This is a genomic window from Sphingomonas gilva, from assembly GCF_003515075.1.
Taxonomy (GTDB): domain Bacteria; phylum Pseudomonadota; class Alphaproteobacteria; order Sphingomonadales; family Sphingomonadaceae; genus Sphingomonas; species Sphingomonas gilva.
In genome coordinates this window covers 61,480-81,094 of record NZ_QWLV01000008.1, presented here as the reverse complement: position 1 = coordinate 81,094, position 19,615 = coordinate 61,480, and the positions used below count along the sequence as shown (strand labels likewise).

Below are 19,615 nucleotides of genomic sequence, written 5' to 3'. Positions count from 1 at the left end.
ATGAACCTGTTCGATCTGACCGGAAAGGTCGCCATCGTCACCGGCTCCTCGCGCGGCATCGGCAAGGCCTCGGCAGAGGCGCTCGCCGATCACGGCGCAAGGGTGGTGATCTCCAGCCGCAAGCAGGACGCCTGCGATCCCGTCGCTGCCGCGATCAATGAAAAGCATGGCGAGGAGCGGGCGATCGCCGTCGCCGCCAACATCTCGGACAAGGCGGCGCTGCAGCACCTGGTCGACGAGACCCGCCGCGCGTTTGGCCGGATCGACATCCTTGTCGGCAACGCCGCGTCGAACCCCTATTATGGCCCGCTTGCGGACATCGCCGATGAACAGTTCCGCAAGATCCTCGACAACAACATTCTCTCCAACCACTGGCTGATCCAGCTGGTCGCGCCCGAGATGCGCGCGCACGGGGACGGGTCGATCATCATCATCTCGTCGATCGGCGGCCTGCGCGGATCGCCGCTGATCGGCGCCTACAACGTCTCCAAGGCGGCCGACTTCCAGCTCGCGCGCAACTATGCGGTCGAATACGGGCCGGACAATGTGCGGGTGAACTGCATCGCTCCCGGCCTGATCAAGACCGACTTCGCCCGCGCGCTGTGGGAGGATCCCGAGCGCGAAAAGGCGACCAACCGCACCACCCCCTTGCGCCGCATCGGCCAGCCGCACGAGATCGCCGGCGCGGTGGTCTATCTCGCCAGCCCGGCCTCCGCGTTCATGACCGGCCAGGCGATGGTGATCGACGGCGGCGTGACGATTTGAGGCAGCCGATAAGACGTGAAACTTTTTGCTTGCCTATATGTGCCAAATAGGTTAGAAAGAACAGTAGAGAAATTGGAATGTAGGTGAAGTGCCATGGACCGCGTCATCGATTCGAGCTCGCCGCGCTCTCGTGAATGCGGAAGATTGTATCGGGCCGATATCGCCCTGCTCGCCGATCCCCGGGCGCGCGTGCGACGCGTGCGTAGTGTGACTTTCGTGACTTTCGGGTATCTGGATACCGGCGAATTATTCGCGCAGCCGGATCAATCCTTCCTGCGCGCAGCTCGCCACCAGCCGCCCGTCGCGGCTGTAGATCTTGCCGCGATTGAACCCGCGCGCATGGCCCGCCCAGGGGCTGTCGGTGACGTAGAGCAGCCAGTCGTCGGCGCGGAACGGCTCGTGCAGCCAGACGGCATGGTCCAGGCTCGCGGTCTGCAGGTTATGCGTCAGCCAGTTGACGCCGTGCGGCAGCGTGCAGGTGCCGAGTAGCGACATGTCGGAGGCGTAGCTCAGCACCGCGCGGTGCAGCGCCGGATCGTCGGGCAGCGGCGCGGTGGAGCGGAACCAGCTCGCCTGCGCGGGCGGCCCCTTGACCGGCTTGAACCAGTTGCGCGCTGATATCGGGCGGATATCGATCGGGCTCTGCCGGTCGCGAAAGAAGCGCTGGAACTTCTCGGGCACCTCGTTCGCGATCTCGGTGCGCAGCTCGGCGTCGGACTTGAGCTCTTCGGGCGCGGGCACCTCGGGCATCGCGTCCTGATGCGCCAAACCGTCCTCCTCGATCTGGAACGAGGCCGCCATGTTGAGGATCGGCTGTCCGCCCTGCGTCGCGATCACCCGGCGCGTGGCGAAGCTCTTGCCCTCGAAATCGCGCACGACGCGGTAGACGATCGGCCGCTGCTCGTCGCCCGGCCGCATGAAATAGGCGTGGAGCGAATGCGCCGGCTTGCCCTCGGCCGATCGCTGCGCCGCCTGCAACGCCTGCGCGATCACCTGACCGCCGAACACGCGGCCGACGCCGCCCGGCTGGCGCGCGCCGCGGTACAGATCGGTGTCGATCTCCTCGACATCGAGCAGCGTGACGAGCATCGCCGTCAGTTCTTCGGGAGTCTTGCGCGGGCGGGGGTTCGAATCGGCCATGCCGCGCTCAGTAGCCTTTCGCGCGGGCGAGCGCATCGGCGTGGAAGTTCGCATCGCCGAACAGCTCGGCCAGCACGCGCTGGCGCTTCATGTAGAAGCCGATGTCGTACTCGTCGGTCATGCCGATGCCGCCGTGCATCTGCACGCCCTCCTGCACGGCGAGCATGGTGGCGAGGCCGGTCATCGCCTTGGCCACATGCACCGCCTCCTCGGCCGCCGCATCGTCGGCGTCGAGCAATTGCTGCGCCTTCAGCACCGCGGCGCGCGCGACCTCCATCTCCGAATAGAGATGCGCGGCGCGGTGCTGGAGCGCCTGGAAGCTGCCGATCGGCACGCCGAACTGCTTGCGCTCCTTGAGGTAGGAAACGGTCATGTCCATCGCCCCCGCACCGACGCCGAGCATCTCCGCCGAAGCGCCCGCGCGGGTGGCGTTGAGCATACGGCTCAGCGCGGCCCAGCCGCCATCCACCTCGCCGATCACCGCATCGGCATCGACCTCCACGCCATCGAACGTCATCCGCGCGGCGATGCTCGCATCGGTCAGGCGTTCGGGCGTGGCGGAAAGGTTGGCGGCATCCTTCGGCACGGCGAACAGGGTGATGCCGTCGGTCTCGCCCGCCGCCCCCGCGGTGCGCGCGGCGACGATCAGCAGGTCGGCGACATGGCCGTGCGCGACGAAGCTCTTCTTGCCGGTGAGGCGGAAGCCGTTGCCCGATCGCTCCGCCTTCATCGCGGTCGCGGCGGGGCGGTGCTTGGCGCCTTCGTCGATCGCGAGCGCGGCGACCGCTTCGCCCGAGACGATCTTGGGAAACCACTCGGCGCGCTGATCGGCGGAACCCGCCTTCAGCGCCTCGACCGCGCCGATCGCGGTGGCGAGGAAGGGGGAGGGGGAGAGGTTGCGCCCGATCTCCTCCAGCACCACGCCCGCCTCGACATGGCCTAGGCCGAGGCCGCCGTCATCCTCGCCGATCAGGATGCCGTTGAAGCCCATCTCGGCGAATTGCCTCCACAGATCGCGGCTGAAGCCGGTGGCGTCGTTCGCGTCGCGCAGGGACCGCATATGGCCGGCGGGCGCATGCTCGGCGACGAAGTCCTTCGCGGTATCGCGCAGCATCGTCTGTTCGTCGTTGAGGAAAAGCGGCATTTGAACACTCCGTCGCCCCCGCGGAGGCGGGGGCCGCTGGGTTTGTGGCACATCAGACGGCGTCCTCGCCGCCTGAGGCCCCCGCCTGCGCGGGGGCGACCTGATCTAAGAAGGCAACTCCAGTATTCGCTTGGCGATGATGTTGAGCTGCACCTCGCTGGTGCCGCCTTCGATCGAATTGGCCTTGGTCCTGAGCCAGGCGCGGGGGAGGGCGCCGCCGGAAGAGGCTTCGCTCTCCCATTCGAGCGCGTCCGATCCGCCCGCCGCCATCATCAGCTCGTGGCGCGCCTTGTTCAGCTCGGTCCCGTAATATTTCATCATGCTCGGCTGGGCGGGATGCGCGCGGCCGTGCTTCAGCTCATCGATGAAGCGCTCGGACATCATGCCGAAGGCGCGCGCGCGCACCTCGAACAAGGCGATCTGCGCGCGCAGCACCGGATCGGCGAGACGGCCGTCATGATCCAACCCGATCGTGGCGATCGCGCCGTCGATCAGCGGATTACGACCGGTCGAGGCGAGGCCCATGCCGGAGATCATCTCGCGCTCATGTCCCAGCAGATATTTGGCGACGTCCCAGCCCTTGTTGAGTTCGCCGACGAGATTCGCCTTGGGCACCTTCACATCGTCGAAGAAGGTCTCGCAAAAGGGCGAATAGCCGCTGATCAGCAGGATCGGCTTGGTCGAGACGCCGGGCGTCTCCATGTCGAACAGCACGAAGCTGATGCCGCCCTGCTTGGTCGTCTTGTCGGTGCGCACCAGGCAGAAGATCCAGTCGGCCTTGTCGGCGTAGCTGGTCCACACCTTCTGCCCGTTGACGATGAAATGGTCGCCCGCATCCTCCGCCGACGTGGCGAGCGCGGCGAGGTCTGAGCCGGCGTTGGGCTCCGAATAGCCTTGGCACCAGCGGATCTCGCCGCGCGCGATCCTGTTCAGATGCTCCAGCTTCTGCTCCTCGGTGCCGTATTTGAGCAGCGCTGGGCCGAGCATCGAGATGCCGAAGCTGTTCAAGGGATTGCGCGCCTTGATCCGCGCCATCTCCTCGCGGATGATCTTGGTTTCCTCAGGGCTGTGCCCGCCGCCGCCATAGGCCTTGGGCCAGTCGGGCACGGTCCAGCCACGCGCCGCCATGCGGTCCATGTAGAGCTTCTGGTCGGGGTTGTTCGAATAGTCCGCATTGCGGCCGCCCCAATTGACGTCGGCGTCGCTCTTGACCGGCTCGCGCATCGACCGGGGGACGTTCTCCTCCAGCCATGCGCGCGTTTCGGCACGGAATTGTGTGAGATCGGTCATGGCTCAGTTCCTCATCAATTGATGCGCCATGCGCGCGACGGCGATCGCCTCATGGTCGGCGAAGCTGTTCGCGATCACCTGCACGCCGATCGGCATCCCGTCAGGATCTGCGCCGATCGGCACGCTCGTCGCGGGCAGCATCGGGAAGGTGGCGAGGCCCGGGAAGGCGAACTGCGCGCCGAACGGCGTCGTCTCGCCGTCGATCACCAACTCGCGCCTGGGAAGCGGAGTCGTGTCATGCGGGAATGCGGTGACGCCCAGCGCCGGCGCGATCACCGCGTCATAATCGGCGAACAGCGCGTGCCATTGGCGGCGGTTGCGCGCCTGATCATCCTGCAGGCCGAACCACTCGACCAGGGTCGTCGGCGGCTGTCCCTCGGGCGGCGCGCCACGCGAGATCGCGATGTTGAGCATCTTCATATAATGGCGGTGCTGGGCTTCGAGATCGGGCAGCAGGTCGCTCTGGCGGTCGATTGCGACCCCCGCATCGGCCAACTTGTCGGCGAGATCGTCCAGCGCGGCGGCGATCGGCATCTGGACCTTGGCGGAAGGATGCTCCGCCATCACCAGGATGCGATAGGTCGACGCCGGCCGCACCGCAGCCTGCCGCAGCGGATGATTGGCGAGAATGTCGAGCGCCAGCGCGAGATCGTCGGCATCGCGCGCCATCGGCCCGATCACCGCCAGCGCGGCGCGCGCGCCGTCGGTGCCGGGGAAATGATGGCCTTCGGACGACAGCATGGCATAGGTCGGCTTGTGTCCCCACACGCCGTTAAACGCGGCGGGCACGCGGATCGAGCCGCCGATGTCGGAGCCCAGCTCGAGCGGCACGAACCCGGCGGCGAGCGACGCCGCCGATCCGCCCGAGGAGCCGCCCGCGACGCGCCCATGATTGTGCGGGTTGCTGGTCCGGCCATAGACCGGATTGTCCGCCTGCAGATCGGCAAGCGCAGGAGGCACGTTGGTCTTGCCCAGGATCACCGCGCCAGCCGCCTTCAGCCGCTTGATGGCAACGGCGTCGGCTTGGGGAACGAAGGTCCTGAACTGTTCGAACCCCCACGTCGTCGGCAGCCCGGCGACGTCAAAGCTTTCCTTGACCGTCATCGGCACGCCCAGCAGCGGGCGGCGTTCGCCCGCGGCTATGGCCTTGTCGGCGGCATCGGCGGCGGCGAGCGCGCGATCGAAATCGCGGACGACGACGGCGTTGATCGCACCGTCGCCCGCCTCGATCCGCGCGATCGCGGCTTCGGCCTCGGCGCGGGCGCTGGTCTCGCCCGCGGCGATCGCGGCGGCGGTCTGGATGGCGGAGCGTTCAGACACGCGCCGTCGCCCCTGCGGAGGCAGGGGCCTCTGGGTTTGTGGCATACGCACCAACGTGCTTGCCGATTGAGGCCCCCGCCTGCACGGGGGCGACGGAATGGAGCCTCGCCATCACGCGAACCGTTCGCCCTTCTCCGCCTTCTCCTTCAGCAGCGGAGCGACCTCGTAGCCGTGCTTCTCCAGCCCGGCGACGATCTTGGCGAGTCCCTCGGTATTGGCCCAGAACATCGGCCCGCCGCGATAGACCGGCCAGCCATAGCCGTAGATCCACACCACATCGATGTCGCTGGCGCGCTGCGCCATGCCCTCGGCCAGGATCTTCGCGCCCTCGTTGACCATCGGATAGAGCGTGCGCTCGACGATCTCCTCGTCCGAGGTGTCGCGCTTGTCGTTGCCCGATTTGGCGCGGAACTCTTCAATGATCTCGGCGACGCGCGGGGAGGGCGAGGGGCGGCGGTTCTCGTCATAGTCGTAGAAGCCCGCCTGCTTCTTCTGGCCCCAGCGGCCCTCGGCGCACAGCGCGTCGCGGATGCTTTCGATGCGGCTTTCGTCGCGGTGCCAGCCGATATCGACGCCCGCCAGGTCGCTCATCTGGAACGGGCCCATCGGCATGCCGAAATCGGTGTGGACCTTGTCGATCTGCTGCGGCGTCGCGCCCTGCATCAGCATCGCGTTCGCCGCCTGCTGGCGCTGGCTGAGCATGCGGTTGCCGATGAAGCCGGGGCAGACGCCGGAGACGACGGGGACCTTCTTGATGCGCTTGCCGATCGCCATGACGGTGGCAAGCACATCCTTGGCGGTCTTCGCGCCGCGGACGACCTCCAGGAGCTTCATGACGTTGGCGGGCGAGAAGAAGTGCATGCCGACCACATCCCCGGGCCGGCTGGTGGCCGATGCGATCTCGTCGATATTGAGATAGCTGGTGTTGCTGGCGAGAATCGCGCCGGGCTTGGCGATGGCGTCGAGCTTGCCGAACAGCTCCTTCTTCACCTCCATATTCTCGTACACAGCCTCGATGATCAGGTCGCAATCGGCCAGATCGTCGAGGCTGAGCGTCGGGGTCAGCAGCCCCATCGCCTTCTCCACCGCCTCGGGCTTGATCCGGCCCTTGGCCGCCGATCCCTCGTAATTCTTGCGCATCACGCCGGTGCCGCGATCGAGCGCGTCCTGCTGCATCTCGACGATGGTCACCGGGATGCCCGCCGACAGGAAATTCATCGAAATGCCGCCGCCCATCGTGCCCGCGCCGATCACGCCGACCTTCCTGATCTCGCGCAATTTCGTGTCTTCGGGCACGTCGTCGATCTTCGCGGCCTTTCGCTCGGCGAAGAAGATGTGGCGCTGCGCCGCGGACTGAACGCCCATCATCAGCTTCATGAATTCCTGCCGCTCGAACGCCATGCCTTCCTCGAACGGAAGCCGCGTCGCCGCCTCCACGCAGGCGATGTTCGCGGCGGGAGCATCGAAGCCCTTGAAGCGACGGGCGTTTTTCGCCTTGAAATCCTCGATCGCCTGCGGGTCGGGCTTGGCCTGCTTCTCGCTGGCGCGGGGCAAGGGGCGGGCATAGGCGATTTCGCGCGCGAAGGCGATGGCGTCCTCGGCGAGCTGTCCTTCGGTGGCGAGGCGGTCGATCAGCCCGGCTTCCTTGGCCTTGGCGGCGGGGATGGGGTCGCCGATCGCGTTCATCTGCAATGCGAGTGCGACGCCCGCCAGGCGCGGGATGCGCTGCGTGCCGCCCGCGCCGGGCAGCAGCCCCAGCTTCACCTCGGGCGTGCCGATCACCGCCGAGGGGATGGCGATGCGATAGTGACAGCCGAGCGCCACCTCGCATCCACCGCCAAGCGCGGTGCCATGGATCGCCGCGACCACCGGCTTGTCGCTCGCCTCGATCTTGTCGATCACCTGGCGCAGGTCGGGGCCGACCGGGGCTTTTCCGAACTCGGTGATGTCGGCGCCGGCGAAGAAGGTGCGGCCCTCGCATCTGATCACCGCCGCCTTCAGGCTCTCGTCGCCCGCCAGCTCGTCCATCGCCGCGTCCAGCCCCTGCCGAACCGCCGCGCCCAGCGCGTTGACCGGCGGGTTGTTCGAGGTGATGACGAATATATCGCCCTGGCGCTCGGTGGTGATCACGGACATTGGTTTCTCCAGTTAGTCGGCAAGCGCCGAATAGATCAGGGTCTTGAGCTCGCGCCGCACCGGATAGGTGCTGGACGGCATCAGCTGGGTCATGAACACCATGGTGATGCGTTCGAGCGGATCGACGAAGAAAGCTGTCGAGTACATCCCACCCCAGTAGAATTCGCCGACCGAGCCGGGCACCATGCCCTTGGCGACATCCATGTTGACTGCGAAGCCAAGGCCGAAGCCGGTGCCGGCGAGCACCGCCTCGCTGAACAGCGAGCGCGACATGCCCGCCAGGTCGCCGTTCCCCGGGAGGTGATTCATCGTCATCAGCTCGATCGTCTTGCGGCTGACGATGCGCGCGCCGTCCAGCTCGCCGCGATTGAGCAGCATGGTGCAGAAGCGGTGATAATCGGCACTGGTCGACACCAGCCCGCCGCCGCCCGAAACCAGCGTCGGCGCCCGCGACCAGGCGCTCCGCCCGCCGGCCTTGTCGACCAGCTTCAGTGGATCGTCGGGCGTGAAGGCATAGGCGTCGCCCAGCCGGTCGAGCTTGTCGGCGGGGACGTGGAAGAAGGTGTCGACCATGCCCAGCGGCTGGAAGATGCGTTCGGCGAAGAAGGCGTCCAGGCTCATGCCCGATACGCGCTGAACGACCGCGCCGAGCACGTCGGTCGAGACCGAATAGTTCCATGCCTCGCCGGGCGAGAATTCGAGCGGCAGCTTGCCGAGCGCGGCGACGAAGCCGTCGAGATCGAGATTGCCGTGCCACGCCTCAAGTCTGCCCTCGCGGTGGGCGAGGTCGATGTTGCTGCGATTCTGGAAGCCGTAGGTGAGGCCCGAGGTGTGGCGCAGCAGGTCGATCATCCGCATCGGCTGCTCGGTGGGGCGGGTGACGAACGGCACGCCCCCGCCGCCGCCGTTGTAAACGCCGACACCTTTGAACTCGGGCAGCACGCGGTGCACCGGATCGTCCAGTGCGACCCTGCCTTCCTCGACCAGCATCATGAACGCGATCGAGGTGACCGGCTTGGTCATGCTGGCGATGCGGAACAGCGTGTTCGCCTCGACCGGACGACCATCCTCTCCGCGCGACCCCATCGAGGTGAAGTGGAACGGCTCGCCCTCGCGCGCGAGGAGGAACTGCAGCCCCTTGAACCGGCCCGCCCGGATATAGCGCTCGTCGAGGAACGCATCGATCCGCGCCAGCCGCGCGGCGTCGAATCCCAACGCTTCGGGCTTGGCCAGCTTCACGCACCCTCCATACCGTTCATTCTAGGCGGCGGATTCCCGCCCGTCCTTTTCGCGCCCGCTTATGCCGTGCAGGCCGCATCTGAATCAAGAATGATCTTGAACCAGGCCCGAGTTTCTTCCAAACCCATAATTCGAGAACCGAAAAACACATGGAGAGATCGCCGATGTCCGGGACCGCCCCCGCATGGCCCGCCGCCAGCCTGACGCAGATACAGGACATATTGTGCGCGCCCGGCGCCCGCTTCGAGATGGAGACCGTGGACATCCGCGGCATCCCGACCCGCACCTGGAAGAACGCGCCGCCCAATATGACCGCGCTGGTGATGCTCTCTCGCATGCACGGCGCGCGGCTGGCGACGATCTACGAGGATGAGCGCACCAGTTACGAGGCGCAGTACCGCGCGATCGCTGCGCTGGCGGCAGATCTGATCGCAGGGGGCGTCCAGAAGGGCGACCGCGTCGCCATCGCTATGCGCAACCTGCCCGAATGGCCGGTGTCCTTCTTCGCGACGGTGGTGACCGGTGCGATCGCGGTGCCGCTCAACGCCTGGTGGACGGGCGAGGAGCTCGCCTACGGCCTCGCCGATTCGGGCGCCAAGGTGCTGATCTGCGATTGCGAGCGCTATGACCGCATCGAACCCCATCGCGGCGACTTGCCCGATCTCGCGCGCGTCATCGCCAGCCGCTGTGTGGGCGGCGCGCCCGATGGCGTCGAGGAACTCGAAAACATCATTGGGCCGACCTCGGCATGGCTCGATTTGCCCGCCGATCGCGGACTGCCCCAGGTAGCGATCGCGCCCGAGGACGATGCGACGATCCTCTACACCAGCGGCACCACCGGCAAGCCCAAGGGGGCGCTAGGCACGCACCGCAACTTCATGACCAACATCTTCTCCAGCGCCTATGTCGCGGCGCGCACGCTGCTCCGCCGCGGCGAGCCGATCCCCGATCCCGTGCAGAAGGTGGGGCTCACCGTGATCCCGCTGTTCCATGCGACCGCGCTCTCCGCCGGGCTGATGGGCGCGATGGCGGCGGGGCACACCAGCATCTACATGCGCAAATGGGACGTGATCCGCGCCTTCGAGATCATCGAGCGCGAGCGGGTGAACACCACTGGAGGCGTGCCGACCATCGCCTGGCAGATGCTCGAACATCCCGATCGCGAGAAATACGATCTGTCGAGCCTGGAGGCGGTCGGCTATGGCGGCGCGCCCTCCGCGCCCGAGCTGGTCCGCAAGATCGTCGGCGATTTCAAGGCGATGCCGACCAACGGCTGGGGCATGACCGAGACCACCGCGACCGTCACCACCCATGCCGCCGAGGATTATCTCAACCGGCCCGACAGCTGCGGCCCCGCGGTGCCGGTGTCGGATCTCAAGATCATGGATGTCGATGGCCGGGAGGAACTCCCCGTCGGCGCGGTCGGCGAACTGTGGGCGCGGGGCCCGCAGATCGTCAAATGCTATTGGAACAAGCCCGAAGAGACGGCCGAGACCTTCGTCGACGGCTGGGTCCGCACCGGCGATCTCGCGCGGCTGGACGAGGAAGGCTTCTGCTACATTGTCGACCGCGCCAAGGACATGATCATCCGCGGCGGCGAGAACATCTACTGCGTCGAGGTGGAGAACATCCTCTACGAGCATCCCGCCGTCACCGACGCCGCGCTGATCGGCCTGCCGCACAAGACGCTGGGCGAGGAGCCGGCGGCGGTGGTCCATCTCGCGCCCGGCGCGCAAGCCACCGAGGCCGAGCTGCAGACGCTGGTCCGCCAGCATCTCGCCGCCTTCAAGGTGCCGGTGAAGATCCTGTTCTCGGCCGAAACGCTGCCGCGCAACGCCAACGGCAAGATCCTGAAGCCCGAGGTCAAGAAGATGTTCGAGGCCGAGCTGGTCTGACGACCGTCCTCCAATTCGTATGATTCATCTGTCGCCCCTGCGAAGGCAGGAGCCCATCGGCGCTTGCAAAGGAACGCAGCGCATGTGGATGCTGCGTATGGGCCCCTGCCTTCGCGGGGGCGACAGAGCTGGTGTCGTTCGGTAACCTCTCGCCCAATCGAAGGCTGTCCGCCCACCTTTTTTTCAGAGCCTATCACAGCTTGCCGCCCCGTGCGGTTCGGCTACACCATTCCCCAGGAGTTGGGGGAGGGGGAGCGGATGGCAACAGCCGCCGTGGAGGCGCACGCGCCGTCGAAGAAGGAAATCCGCCTGGTCATCGCCGCGTCCGCGGTCGGCACGGTGTTCGAATGGTATGATTTCTTCATCTACGGCACGCTCGCGGCGATCATCGGGCGGGTGTTCTTCCCGGCCGACAGCGAGGTCATCCAGCTGCTGCTCGCGCTCGCGGGCTTCGCCGTCGGCTTCGGCGTCCGGCCGCTCGGCGCGGTGCTGTTCGGCTATCTCGGCGACCGGCTGGGACGCAAATACACCTTCCTCGTCACCATCACGCTGATGGGCCTCGCCACCGCCGCGGTGGGCTTCGTTCCGTCCGCCGCGTCGATCGGCATCGCCGCGCCGATCATCCTGCTCCTGTTGCGCGTGCTGCAGGGGCTCGCGCTGGGCGGTGAATATGGCGGAGCGGCCATCTACGTCGCCGAGCATGCGCCCGACGGAAAGCGAGGCTATTACACGAGCTTCATCCAGGCGAGCGTCGCCGGCGGCTTCATCCTCAGCCTCATCGTCGTGCTGGGCACGCGCTGGATCGTCGGCGAGACGGCGTGGGACGCCTGGGGCTGGCGCATTCCCTTCATCTTCTCGCTGCTGCTGCTCGCGGTGTCGCTGTGGATGCGATTGAAGCTCTCTGAAAGCCCGGTGTTCAAGGCGATCAAGGCGCAAGGGCAACTCGCCCGCAATCCGCTCAAGGAGACCTTCACCTATCCGGGCAACGGCAAGCGGCTGTTGGTCGCGCTGTTCGGCATCGCAGCGGGGCTGACGGTGATCTGGTACACCGCGCTGTTCCAGGTGCTCTATTTCCTCCAGAATGCGATGCGCGTGGAGGCGGAGGTCGCGCAGACGCTCGTCGCGATCGGCGCCGCCTCGGGACTCTTCTGGTTCGTCCTGTTCGGCTGGCTATCGGACAGGATCGGCCGCAAGAAACCGATCGTGATCGGCTATGCGCTGACATTGCTGTTGTTGTTCCCGCTGTTCCACCTGATCGGCGGCGCGGCGAATCCGGGGCTGGCGGCCGCCGCCGAGCGCGCGCCCATCATCGTCTCCGGCCCCGCGTGCAGCTACGATCCCTTCGCCAAGGCGCAGAAGGACGATTGCGGCCGGCTGCTCGACTATTTCTCGAAGAAGGGGGTCAGCTATACCAAGGCGACCTCGCCGCGGACCGGCGTCACCATCGGCGGCGTGGCGCAGGCGGACACCAGCCCGGCCGCGCTCGACGCGGCGCTCGCCGCAGCGGGCTACGATCTCGACCGCGTCACCCCCACTGGCGGGTCGGTCGTCCTCATCCTGATCGGCATTCTCGGCCTCGCCGCGCTTTCGGGGCTGACCTACGGCCCCGTCGCCGCGCTGCTCTCCGAGCTGTTTCCGCCGCGTATCCGCTACAGCTCGATGTCGATCCCCTATCATATCGGCACCGGCTATTTCGGCGGGTTCCTGCCGGTCATCAGCCAGTACATCATCGCGCGCACCGGCGATCCCTATTCGGGCCTGTGGTACACCTTCGCGGTGGTGGCGATGGCGCTGGCGGTGACGCTCTGGGGCCTGCCCGAAACGCGGTGGGCGGCGGTCAAACCGCTCGACGCCGAACCGGGCGCGCGTTAACCGCCCACGCGATGACACCTGCTTCCTCGCCCCTTCGTCTGCGGCTCGACGGCGAAGCGCTGGGCCGCAACTGGCGCTGGCTCGCCAGCCGCAATCCGCTCGCCGCGTGCGGCGCCGCGATCAAGTCCAACGGCTATGGCCTCGGCGCGGTCGAGGCGATGATGGCGCTCGCCAATGCCGGCTGCCGCGATTTCTTCGTCGCTACCTGGGCGGAGGCGATGGAGCTTGAGGTGCTTGGCGGGCTGCCCGTCTCCGTGCTCCACGGCGTGCGAGAGGACGACATGGCGCTGGCGCACACGCTGCGCGCGCGGCCCGTGCTCAGCACGCCCGAACAGGTCAAGCGCTGGCTGCGCGCCAAGGGCGGGGCGTGCGACGTGATGGTCGATACCGGCATGAACCGGCTCGGCGTGTCGGTGGAGGATGTCGTCGCCGGCCTGCTCGACAATCTAGAGATCGACACGCTGATGAGCCATCTCGCCTGCGCCGACGAAGACAGTCCGATGAACGCCCGCCAGCGCGCCTATTTCGCCGGGCTTGCCGGGCGCACCAAGGCCAAGCGGATGAGCCTCGCCAATTCGGCCGGGATCATGCTGGGCGAAGCCTATGCCTTCGATCTCGTCCGCCCCGGACTTGCGCTGTACGGCGGCGTTCCGCGGCCGGAGATGGCGGGACATATCCGTCCCGTCGTCCAGCCTGAGGTCGAGGTGCTTCAGCGTCGCCTTGTCCATGCCGGCGAATCGGTCGGCTACAACGCGATCTGGACCGCCAAGGCCGATACCGAGGTGGCGATCGTCAACCTGGGCTATGCCGACGGCTATAGCCGGGGCTTTTCCAACCAGGGCTCGTCATCGGGCGGGCTGTTCCCGGTGATCGGCCGCGTGTCGATGGATCTCGTCTCGCTCGACGTCTCCGCCGCGCCCGAAGTGGCCGAGGGCGATTGGCTGGCGATCGACTACGACCTGCCGACCGCGTCCGCCCAGACCGGCCTGTCGCAGTACGAGCTGCTCACCGGCCTGGGCAACCGCTTCAAGCGCTACTGGGTCTGACTTACCGCTCCAGGCACATGGCGATGCCCATGCCGCCGCCGATGCACAGCGTCGCCAGGCCCCTCTTCGCGTCGCGCTTCTGCATCTCGTAGATCAGCGTGGTCAGCACGCGCGCCCCCGATGCGCCGATCGGGTGGCCGATGGCGATCGCGCCGCCGTTGACGTTGACCTTCTCCGGATCGAAGCCAAGCTCTTTGCCGACCGACAGCGCCTGCGCGGCGAAGGCTTCGTTGGCCTCGATCAGATCGAGATCGCCGACGCTCCAGCCGGCCTTCTCCAGCGCCTTCTTCGACGCCGGCACCGGCCCGATGCCCATGATCGAGGGATCGACCCCGGCCGAGGCCCAGCTCTTGATCGTCGCCAGCACCGGGCTGCCGCGCTTTTCCGCCTCCGCCCGGCTCATCACCACGATCGCCGCCGCGCCGTCGTTGAGGCCGCTTGCGTTGGCGGCGGTGACGGTGCCGTCCTTCTTGAACGCGGGCCGCACGCCGGAGACGCTGTCCACCGTCACGCCGGCGCGGATATATTCGTCATCTTCGACCACCGTGTCGCCCTTGCGGCCCTTGACCGTCACCGGTGCGATCTCGTCCTTGAAACGGCCATCGGCGCGGGCCTTTTCCGCCTTGTTCTGCGAAGCGACGGCGAAATCGTCCTGCTCTCCGCGCGTCACCTGATATTGCTCGGCCAGGTTCTCGGCGGTGATCCCCATGTGGTAGCCGTTGAACACGTCGGTCAGCCCGTCCTTGATCATCGTGTCGACCAGCTCGAGCCCGCCCATCTTGGTGCCGGGCCGCAGCGTCTGCGCGTGCGGCGAGAGCGACATCGACTCCTGCCCGCCCGCGACGACGATCGCGGCGTCGCCCGTCTGCACCGCCTGCGCCGCCAGCGCGACTGCGCGAAGGCCCGAACCGCACACCTGGTTGACGCCCCAGGCGGGCACCTCCTTGGGTACGCCCGCCGCCATCGACGCCTGGCGCGCGGGGTTCTGGCCCTGCGCTGCGGTGAGCACCTGGCCCAGGATCACCTCGTCGACCTCCTCGCCCTTGACGCCCGCCTGCGCCAGCGCCGCCTCGATCGCGACGCGACCCAGCTCGTGCGCCGGGGTGGTGGCGAACGCGCCGAGGAAGCTGCCGACCGGGGTGCGCTTGGCGGCGGTGATGACGACATCGGTGGGGGCGGTCATGGCTGGTCTCCTGCAAGATCGGTTGGCGGCTATCTAGGCGTTGCTGCAGCGCAAAGAAAGTCCGCCAGCGGTTCCCAAAGCTGGGCCCTCGCACGACTGCCGACGATCATGCCGACATGCCCGGATGTGAGCTCGCGCCGGCCGGGCAGCCCGGTCGCGCTGGCCGCGGGGACGATGCGGTCGGTCAGCGACACGAAGTCCGCGACGGGGCAGGAGAGGGCGTGCGGATCGACCGCCGCATCGCCGACGCGCCAGGCGCCGCGTCCGGTCGCGTCCTCGGCGAACAGACGGAACATCTCCGCCCCCGCGGCATAGGTCAGCGGCGCCCCGGCATTGGCCCAATCCTCCAGCGCGACGAAGGCGGCGGCCTCGGCGCTGTCCTCGGGCAGATCGGCGAAGGCCTCGTACTTGGCCACCGTCCGCGCCGGATCGAGCTTCCAGAAGCCCGATTGCAGCACCTCCATCGGCACCAGCCCCAGCGTGCGGCACATCGGCTCTGCTTCCGCCCATAGCGCCGCGATCTCGGCGCGCGCCGCATCGGGAAAGCCGGAGAAGCGCCACGGCGCCGCGATCAGCGCCAGCGCGCGGGGCGGGCGGATCGCGGCGGCCGCCAGCGCCATCGTCCCGCCCAGGCAATATCCCGCCAGCAGCGGCCGCTCGCCCAGCGCATCGATCAGCGGCAGCAGCAGCTCCTCGACATGCGCCGCGACGTCGCGCCCGCGCTCGTCCGGTCGGGGCGTCCCCCAATCGACCAGCAGCGGCCGTACGCCACGCGTCGCCAGCCATCGCATCAGCGAATTGTGCGCAGCAAGATCGAGCACGAAGGGCGGGTTGATCAGCGAGGGGACGACGACAAGCGGCGGACCGCCGCCGCCATAGTCGCGCAGGCACGCGCGCCCAGTCCGCGCCGCCTCGGGCATCGCATCCCGCGGCAGGCCGCGGTCCGCCGCCTGATAGCGCCGCAAGCCCGCCATCGCCTTCGCTTCGCGCTCGGGCGATGCTGCGGTCTGTTCGCGCACATGCTGCAGGAACAACGGCAGCGGGCGCGGGCCGTGTTGCGGTGCGGCATCAAAGGCGCTAGCACCGGTCATTGGCATCGAACGGGGTCGGCGGGCATGAAGAAGCAATCGGAAGACGGCGTGGTCATCATCAAGAAATACGCCAATCGCCGCCTCTATAACACCGAGAGTTCATCCTACATCACCCTGGACCACTTGGCCGAGATGACGCGCAAGGGCCGCGAGTTCAAGGTGGTGGACGCCAAGACCGACGAGGACATCACCCACAATGTCCTCACCCAGATCATCATGGAGGAGGAGAGCCGGGGCCAGACGATGCTGCCCGTCAATTTCCTCCGCCAGCTGATCGCGATGTATGGCGATTCGATGCAGGCGATGGTGCCCGGCTATCTCGAAGCCTCGATGGAGACCTTCCGCCGCAACCAGGCGCAGTTCAAGTCGGCGGTCGAGGGCGCCTTCGCCAACTCGCCCTTCGCCGAGATCGCCAAGCGCAACATGGAGATGTTCGAGGTCGCCGCCGCCGCGTTCAAGCCCGGCGCCAAGCCCGCCGCCGCGCCCGAAACCGAGGTCCAGCGCAAGAACGACGAGATCGACGCGCTCAAGGCCCAGCTCGCCGAGCTCCAGGGCAAGATCGACAAGCTGAAGGGGTGAGCTCACCGTCGCCCCTGCGAAGGCAGGGGCCGCAGTCGGCATACCGAACCTTGAAGTGCCACAAACCCAGCGGCCCCTGCCTTGGCAGGGGCGACGAGTCACCCCCGCGGCTTCTCGAACTTGAGCGTCATCCGGTCGCTTTCGCCGACCGCTTGGTATTTCGCCCGGTCGACATCCTTCAACCGATAGCTCGGCGGCAGCGTCCAGACGCCTTCGGGATGGTCGTGCGTGTCCTTGGGGTTGGCGTTGATCTCGCTCCGGCCGACCAGGCGGAAGCCGGCCTTTTCGGCGAAGGCGATGATCGAGCTTTCCTTCATGTAGCCGCTGTCCTCCTCCAGCGCCGAGTCCATGCCCTCGGGCAGGCGGTGGTCGACCACGCCGAAGGTGCCGCCGGGCTTGAGCATCTTGAACACCGCATCGAAATTGCTTTGCGCCGCGTCCACGCCACCGAAGCGCCAGTTGTGGACGTTGCGGAAGGTCAGCACCACGTCCGCGCTGCCGTCCGGCACCGCCGGCGCGCCCTCGGTCGCGGGAAAGGCGACGAGCTTGATCTTGCCGTAGACCGCCGGATTCGCCGCCTGCAGCGTCTTCACGCCGTTCAGCCCGCGCTCCCACGGCGCGGCGGCGTAGAGCGTGCCGTCCTTCACCAGCGGCGCCAGGATCTCGGTGTACCAGCCCCCGCCCGGCCAGAGCTCGACCACCGTCTGGCCGGGCTTCACGCCGTAAAAGGCGAGCGTCTCGGCCGGATGGCGATAGCGGTCGCGCGCGATGTTCGCCGCGGTCCGGGTCGGCGCGGCCACCGCCTGCGCAATCGCCGGATCGGCTGCGGGCGCGGCGTTTTGCGCGGAGGCGGGGGCGGCAAACAGAGCGAGGGCGGTGAAGGCGGCGAAGAGGGGCTGGCGCATGGCGTCGTGATCCTTATCTGGCTCGCACCGACTGTGCGGGGCGAGGGTTACGGATGCAAGTCATGCTGTGGAGCTGGGCGGGCGTCGCGCTGGCGGTCGTCGCCTTCGCGGGCTTTGCCGATTGGCGCAACCGCCGCCGCCGCAATCCCGATCGGGTGGCGATGCTGCCCTGGCCGCTGATCCAGGTGCTCGCGCTGCTCGCCGCGCTGATGCTCGCGGCGATCGCGCTCAACGTGCGCTAGGTCGACACCGCCTGTCCCGTTCGTCCTGAGCTTGTCGAAGGACCGTAGTTCTTCTGGGCGCTCCGAAAAAGGGAAGGACAGGGCTTTGGCAAGCTCAGCCAGAACGGGAGGGGATCACCGCATGCCAACGGGCTCCCGGTCGTTGCGCAGATACACGACCAGCTGGAAATCCTCGCGCGGCACGCGGCGGATCGGGCGGTAGTTGGCGGCAAGCTCGCGGCGGATGATGCCGAGCACCTCGGGCGCCCACACATCCTTCTTCTGGGTGGTGATGACGATCACCGGCGGCCGGGTCGCCAGGATGCGCCGCACCTCGTCCGCCTGGTCGACGCCGATCGCGTGCGTTTCGGTCGACAGCCACAGGTGCGAAGGGAAGGGATAGGTCCCCGGCAGGCAGCTGTCGGCCAGATGGTAGAGAATCGTGTCGCCCTCGAACACATAGGGGCATTCGTCGCCGCTATTGGCCTTCATCAGCGCGGCGACCTCGCGCACCTGCGCCTCGTCATCGTAATAGAACCAGCTGTCGCGCACCCACAGGATCGCCGCGAACAGGAACACCAGCAGCGCGGCGCGCGGCCGCCGGTCGAGCAGCGGCACGGCGGCGATCAGGAACGGCGCGATCAGCGACAGCGCATAGCTCAGGATGAAGGTGCCGATCGAGAGGAAGGCGATGAACGCCGCGACGATCCAGCCGATCAGGAGAGCCCGCCTGGGATCGTCGAACCGCCTGAGCGCGAACGCCGCCGCCACCCACAAGGGCGATGTCTTGGCGACGATGCCGAAGAACTTGCTGACGACGGTCGCCTGCGGATAGCTGCCGCGCCCGCCGATCGACCAGAAATTGGCGTACATGAACGCCTCATAATGGCCCATCGCGGTATAGACGGCGATCACCGCGATGGTCGGCGCCAATCCCGCCAGCGCCCAGATTGCCCCCGCCGCGATGATCGACGGCCAGCCGCCGGCGGCCTTGCGCAGGAACCACAGATGGGCGAGGCCGAAGAACGCGCCCTCCACCGCCGGGGTGTATTTGATCTGGATGGCGATGCCGGCGAGCAGGCAGGCGGCGACGCCGTTCCACAGGATCGCGCGCACCCGCCCGGCCTCGGCCAGCGCCGGCAGCCGCAGCGTCAGCACCGCGCCCCAGGTCACGAACAGGTTCATGAACACGCCGGCCTGCCCGCCGCGCCCGCCGAAAATCTCGATCCAGGCGAGGTAGATCACCCCCGCGAACAGCGCCGTCGCCGCTTTCGCGCCCAGCTGCCGCGCGGCGACCAGCACGCCGATCGCGGTGCCCCAGGCGAACAATGTCGCGACCAGCTGATAGGGCAGGAAGCCGTCGCCGAACAGGCGGGCGAAAGCGAATATCAGGAAGGTGCCGATCGGCTTCCTGTCCCAGATGTCGACGAAGGGGATCGCGCCCTCGGTCACCATCCGGTCGCCGATCAGCACATAGAATTGCTCGTCCACCTCGACGATCGGATTGCCGAAGTCGGGCGAACGCAGGATGATGGCTGAGAGCAGCAGGATCAGCGCCTGGACGCGCCGATCCTGCCAGAAGGGGCGGGTCATGCGCTCGCGGGTTAGCGGGCGAGACGCGATCGTCAACCGCCAGGACCTGGGATGGATCGAGATTCGGAAGATTGGTTCACGCGAAGGCGCTAAGGCGCGAAGACGGTTTTTCACGCGGAGAGCGCAGAGATGCCGGTGCCCTGCACGAAGCGCATTCACCTCCCTACGCTGCGCCAAGCGAAACCTCAGGAAGATG

General features: G+C 67.3%; 16 protein-coding genes. 6 read left to right on the top strand and 10 right to left on the bottom strand.

Features of this window, described 5'->3' with window-relative positions:
* Entirely contained in the window at positions 1–765 is a 765-nt protein-coding gene (locus D1610_RS14680) for an SDR family oxidoreductase (protein ID WP_118864949.1), read from the top strand.
* A gap of 246 nt (positions 766–1,011) precedes the next feature.
* Here D1610_RS14680 and D1610_RS14675 read toward each other — a convergent pair whose 3' ends face one another.
* The 6 genes from D1610_RS14675 to D1610_RS14650 all read right to left on the bottom strand — a co-directional run bounded on the left by D1610_RS14675 (position 1,012) and on the right by D1610_RS14650 (position 9,034).
* A complete protein-coding gene (locus D1610_RS14675; RefSeq protein ID WP_118864948.1) occupies positions 1,012–1,905 on the bottom strand; it encodes an acyl-CoA thioesterase in 894 nt (297 codons plus the stop codon).
* A 7-nt stretch (positions 1,906–1,912) separates the two neighbouring features.
* Positions 1,913–3,049 (bottom strand): acyl-CoA dehydrogenase family protein, encoded by a 1,137-nt coding sequence (locus tag D1610_RS14670; protein ID WP_118864947.1) that lies wholly within the window; start codon positions 3,047–3,049, stop codon positions 1,913–1,915.
* A 105-nt stretch (positions 3,050–3,154) separates the two neighbouring features.
* Positions 3,155–4,339: an acyl-CoA dehydrogenase family protein gene (locus D1610_RS14665; protein WP_118864946.1), complete on the bottom strand. Its 1,185-nt coding sequence runs from the start codon at positions 4,337–4,339 to the stop codon at positions 3,155–3,157.
* 3 nt (positions 4,340–4,342) lie between these two features.
* The gene (locus D1610_RS14660) at positions 4,343–5,659 is read right to left on the bottom strand and encodes an amidase family protein (RefSeq protein WP_245942280.1); all 1,317 of its coding nucleotides are present in this window, start codon (positions 5,657–5,659) and stop codon (positions 4,343–4,345) included.
* A 111-nt stretch (positions 5,660–5,770) separates the two neighbouring features.
* Positions 5,771–7,795: a 3-hydroxyacyl-CoA dehydrogenase NAD-binding domain-containing protein gene (locus D1610_RS14655; protein ID WP_118864944.1), complete on the bottom strand. Its 2,025-nt coding sequence runs from the start codon at positions 7,793–7,795 to the stop codon at positions 5,771–5,773.
* 12 nt (positions 7,796–7,807) lie between these two features.
* Positions 7,808–9,034, bottom strand: a complete 1,227-nt coding sequence (locus tag D1610_RS14650; RefSeq protein ID WP_118864943.1) for a serine hydrolase domain-containing protein — start codon at positions 9,032–9,034, stop codon at positions 7,808–7,810.
* Between the two features lie 164 nt (positions 9,035–9,198).
* On the opposite strand from D1610_RS14650, the gene D1610_RS14645 reads away from it, so the two are divergent.
* From D1610_RS14645 to alr, 3 genes are all read left to right on the top strand, one after another.
* Positions 9,199–10,929 (top strand): class I adenylate-forming enzyme family protein, encoded by a 1,731-nt coding sequence (locus D1610_RS14645; RefSeq protein ID WP_245942278.1) that lies wholly within the window; start codon positions 9,199–9,201, stop codon positions 10,927–10,929.
* A 258-nt stretch (positions 10,930–11,187) separates the two neighbouring features.
* Positions 11,188–12,801: an MFS transporter gene (locus tag D1610_RS14640; protein WP_118864941.1), complete on the top strand. Its 1,614-nt coding sequence runs from the start codon at positions 11,188–11,190 to the stop codon at positions 12,799–12,801.
* An 11-nt stretch (positions 12,802–12,812) separates the two neighbouring features.
* Positions 12,813–13,847 (top strand): alanine racemase, encoded by a 1,035-nt coding sequence (alr, locus tag D1610_RS14635; protein WP_118864940.1) that lies wholly within the window; start codon positions 12,813–12,815, stop codon positions 13,845–13,847.
* Between the two features lies 1 nt (position 13,848).
* Here the strand turns inward: alr and D1610_RS14630 are convergent, their stop codons facing one another.
* Both D1610_RS14630 and D1610_RS14625 read right to left on the bottom strand, forming a co-directional pair.
* Entirely contained in the window at positions 13,849–15,030 is a 1,182-nt protein-coding gene (locus D1610_RS14630; RefSeq protein ID WP_118864939.1) for an acetyl-CoA C-acetyltransferase, read from the bottom strand.
* A 29-nt stretch (positions 15,031–15,059) separates the two neighbouring features.
* Positions 15,060–16,127: an alpha/beta hydrolase gene (locus D1610_RS14625; RefSeq protein WP_118864938.1), complete on the bottom strand. Its 1,068-nt coding sequence runs from the start codon at positions 16,125–16,127 to the stop codon at positions 15,060–15,062.
* Positions 16,128–16,145: 18 nt separating this feature from the next.
* Here D1610_RS14625 and phaR point away from each other — a divergent pair, with 18 nt between their 5' ends.
* Positions 16,146–16,700 (top strand): polyhydroxyalkanoate synthesis repressor PhaR, encoded by a 555-nt coding sequence (phaR, locus tag D1610_RS14620; protein ID WP_118864937.1) that lies wholly within the window; start codon positions 16,146–16,148, stop codon positions 16,698–16,700.
* A gap of 98 nt (positions 16,701–16,798) precedes the next feature.
* Here the strand turns inward: phaR and D1610_RS14615 are convergent, their stop codons facing one another.
* Positions 16,799–17,605, bottom strand: a complete 807-nt coding sequence (locus tag D1610_RS14615) for a class I SAM-dependent methyltransferase (protein WP_118864936.1) — start codon at positions 17,603–17,605, stop codon at positions 16,799–16,801.
* A 62-nt stretch (positions 17,606–17,667) separates the two neighbouring features.
* On the opposite strand from D1610_RS14615, the gene D1610_RS14610 reads away from it, so the two are divergent.
* Positions 17,668–17,847: a hypothetical protein gene (locus D1610_RS14610; RefSeq protein WP_147414348.1), complete on the top strand. Its 180-nt coding sequence runs from the start codon at positions 17,668–17,670 to the stop codon at positions 17,845–17,847.
* A gap of 114 nt (positions 17,848–17,961) precedes the next feature.
* Here D1610_RS14610 and D1610_RS14605 read toward each other — a convergent pair whose 3' ends face one another.
* Positions 17,962–19,419: an ArnT family glycosyltransferase gene (locus D1610_RS14605; protein ID WP_245942276.1), complete on the bottom strand. Its 1,458-nt coding sequence runs from the start codon at positions 19,417–19,419 to the stop codon at positions 17,962–17,964.
* Positions 19,420–19,615 lie beyond the last annotated feature (196 nt).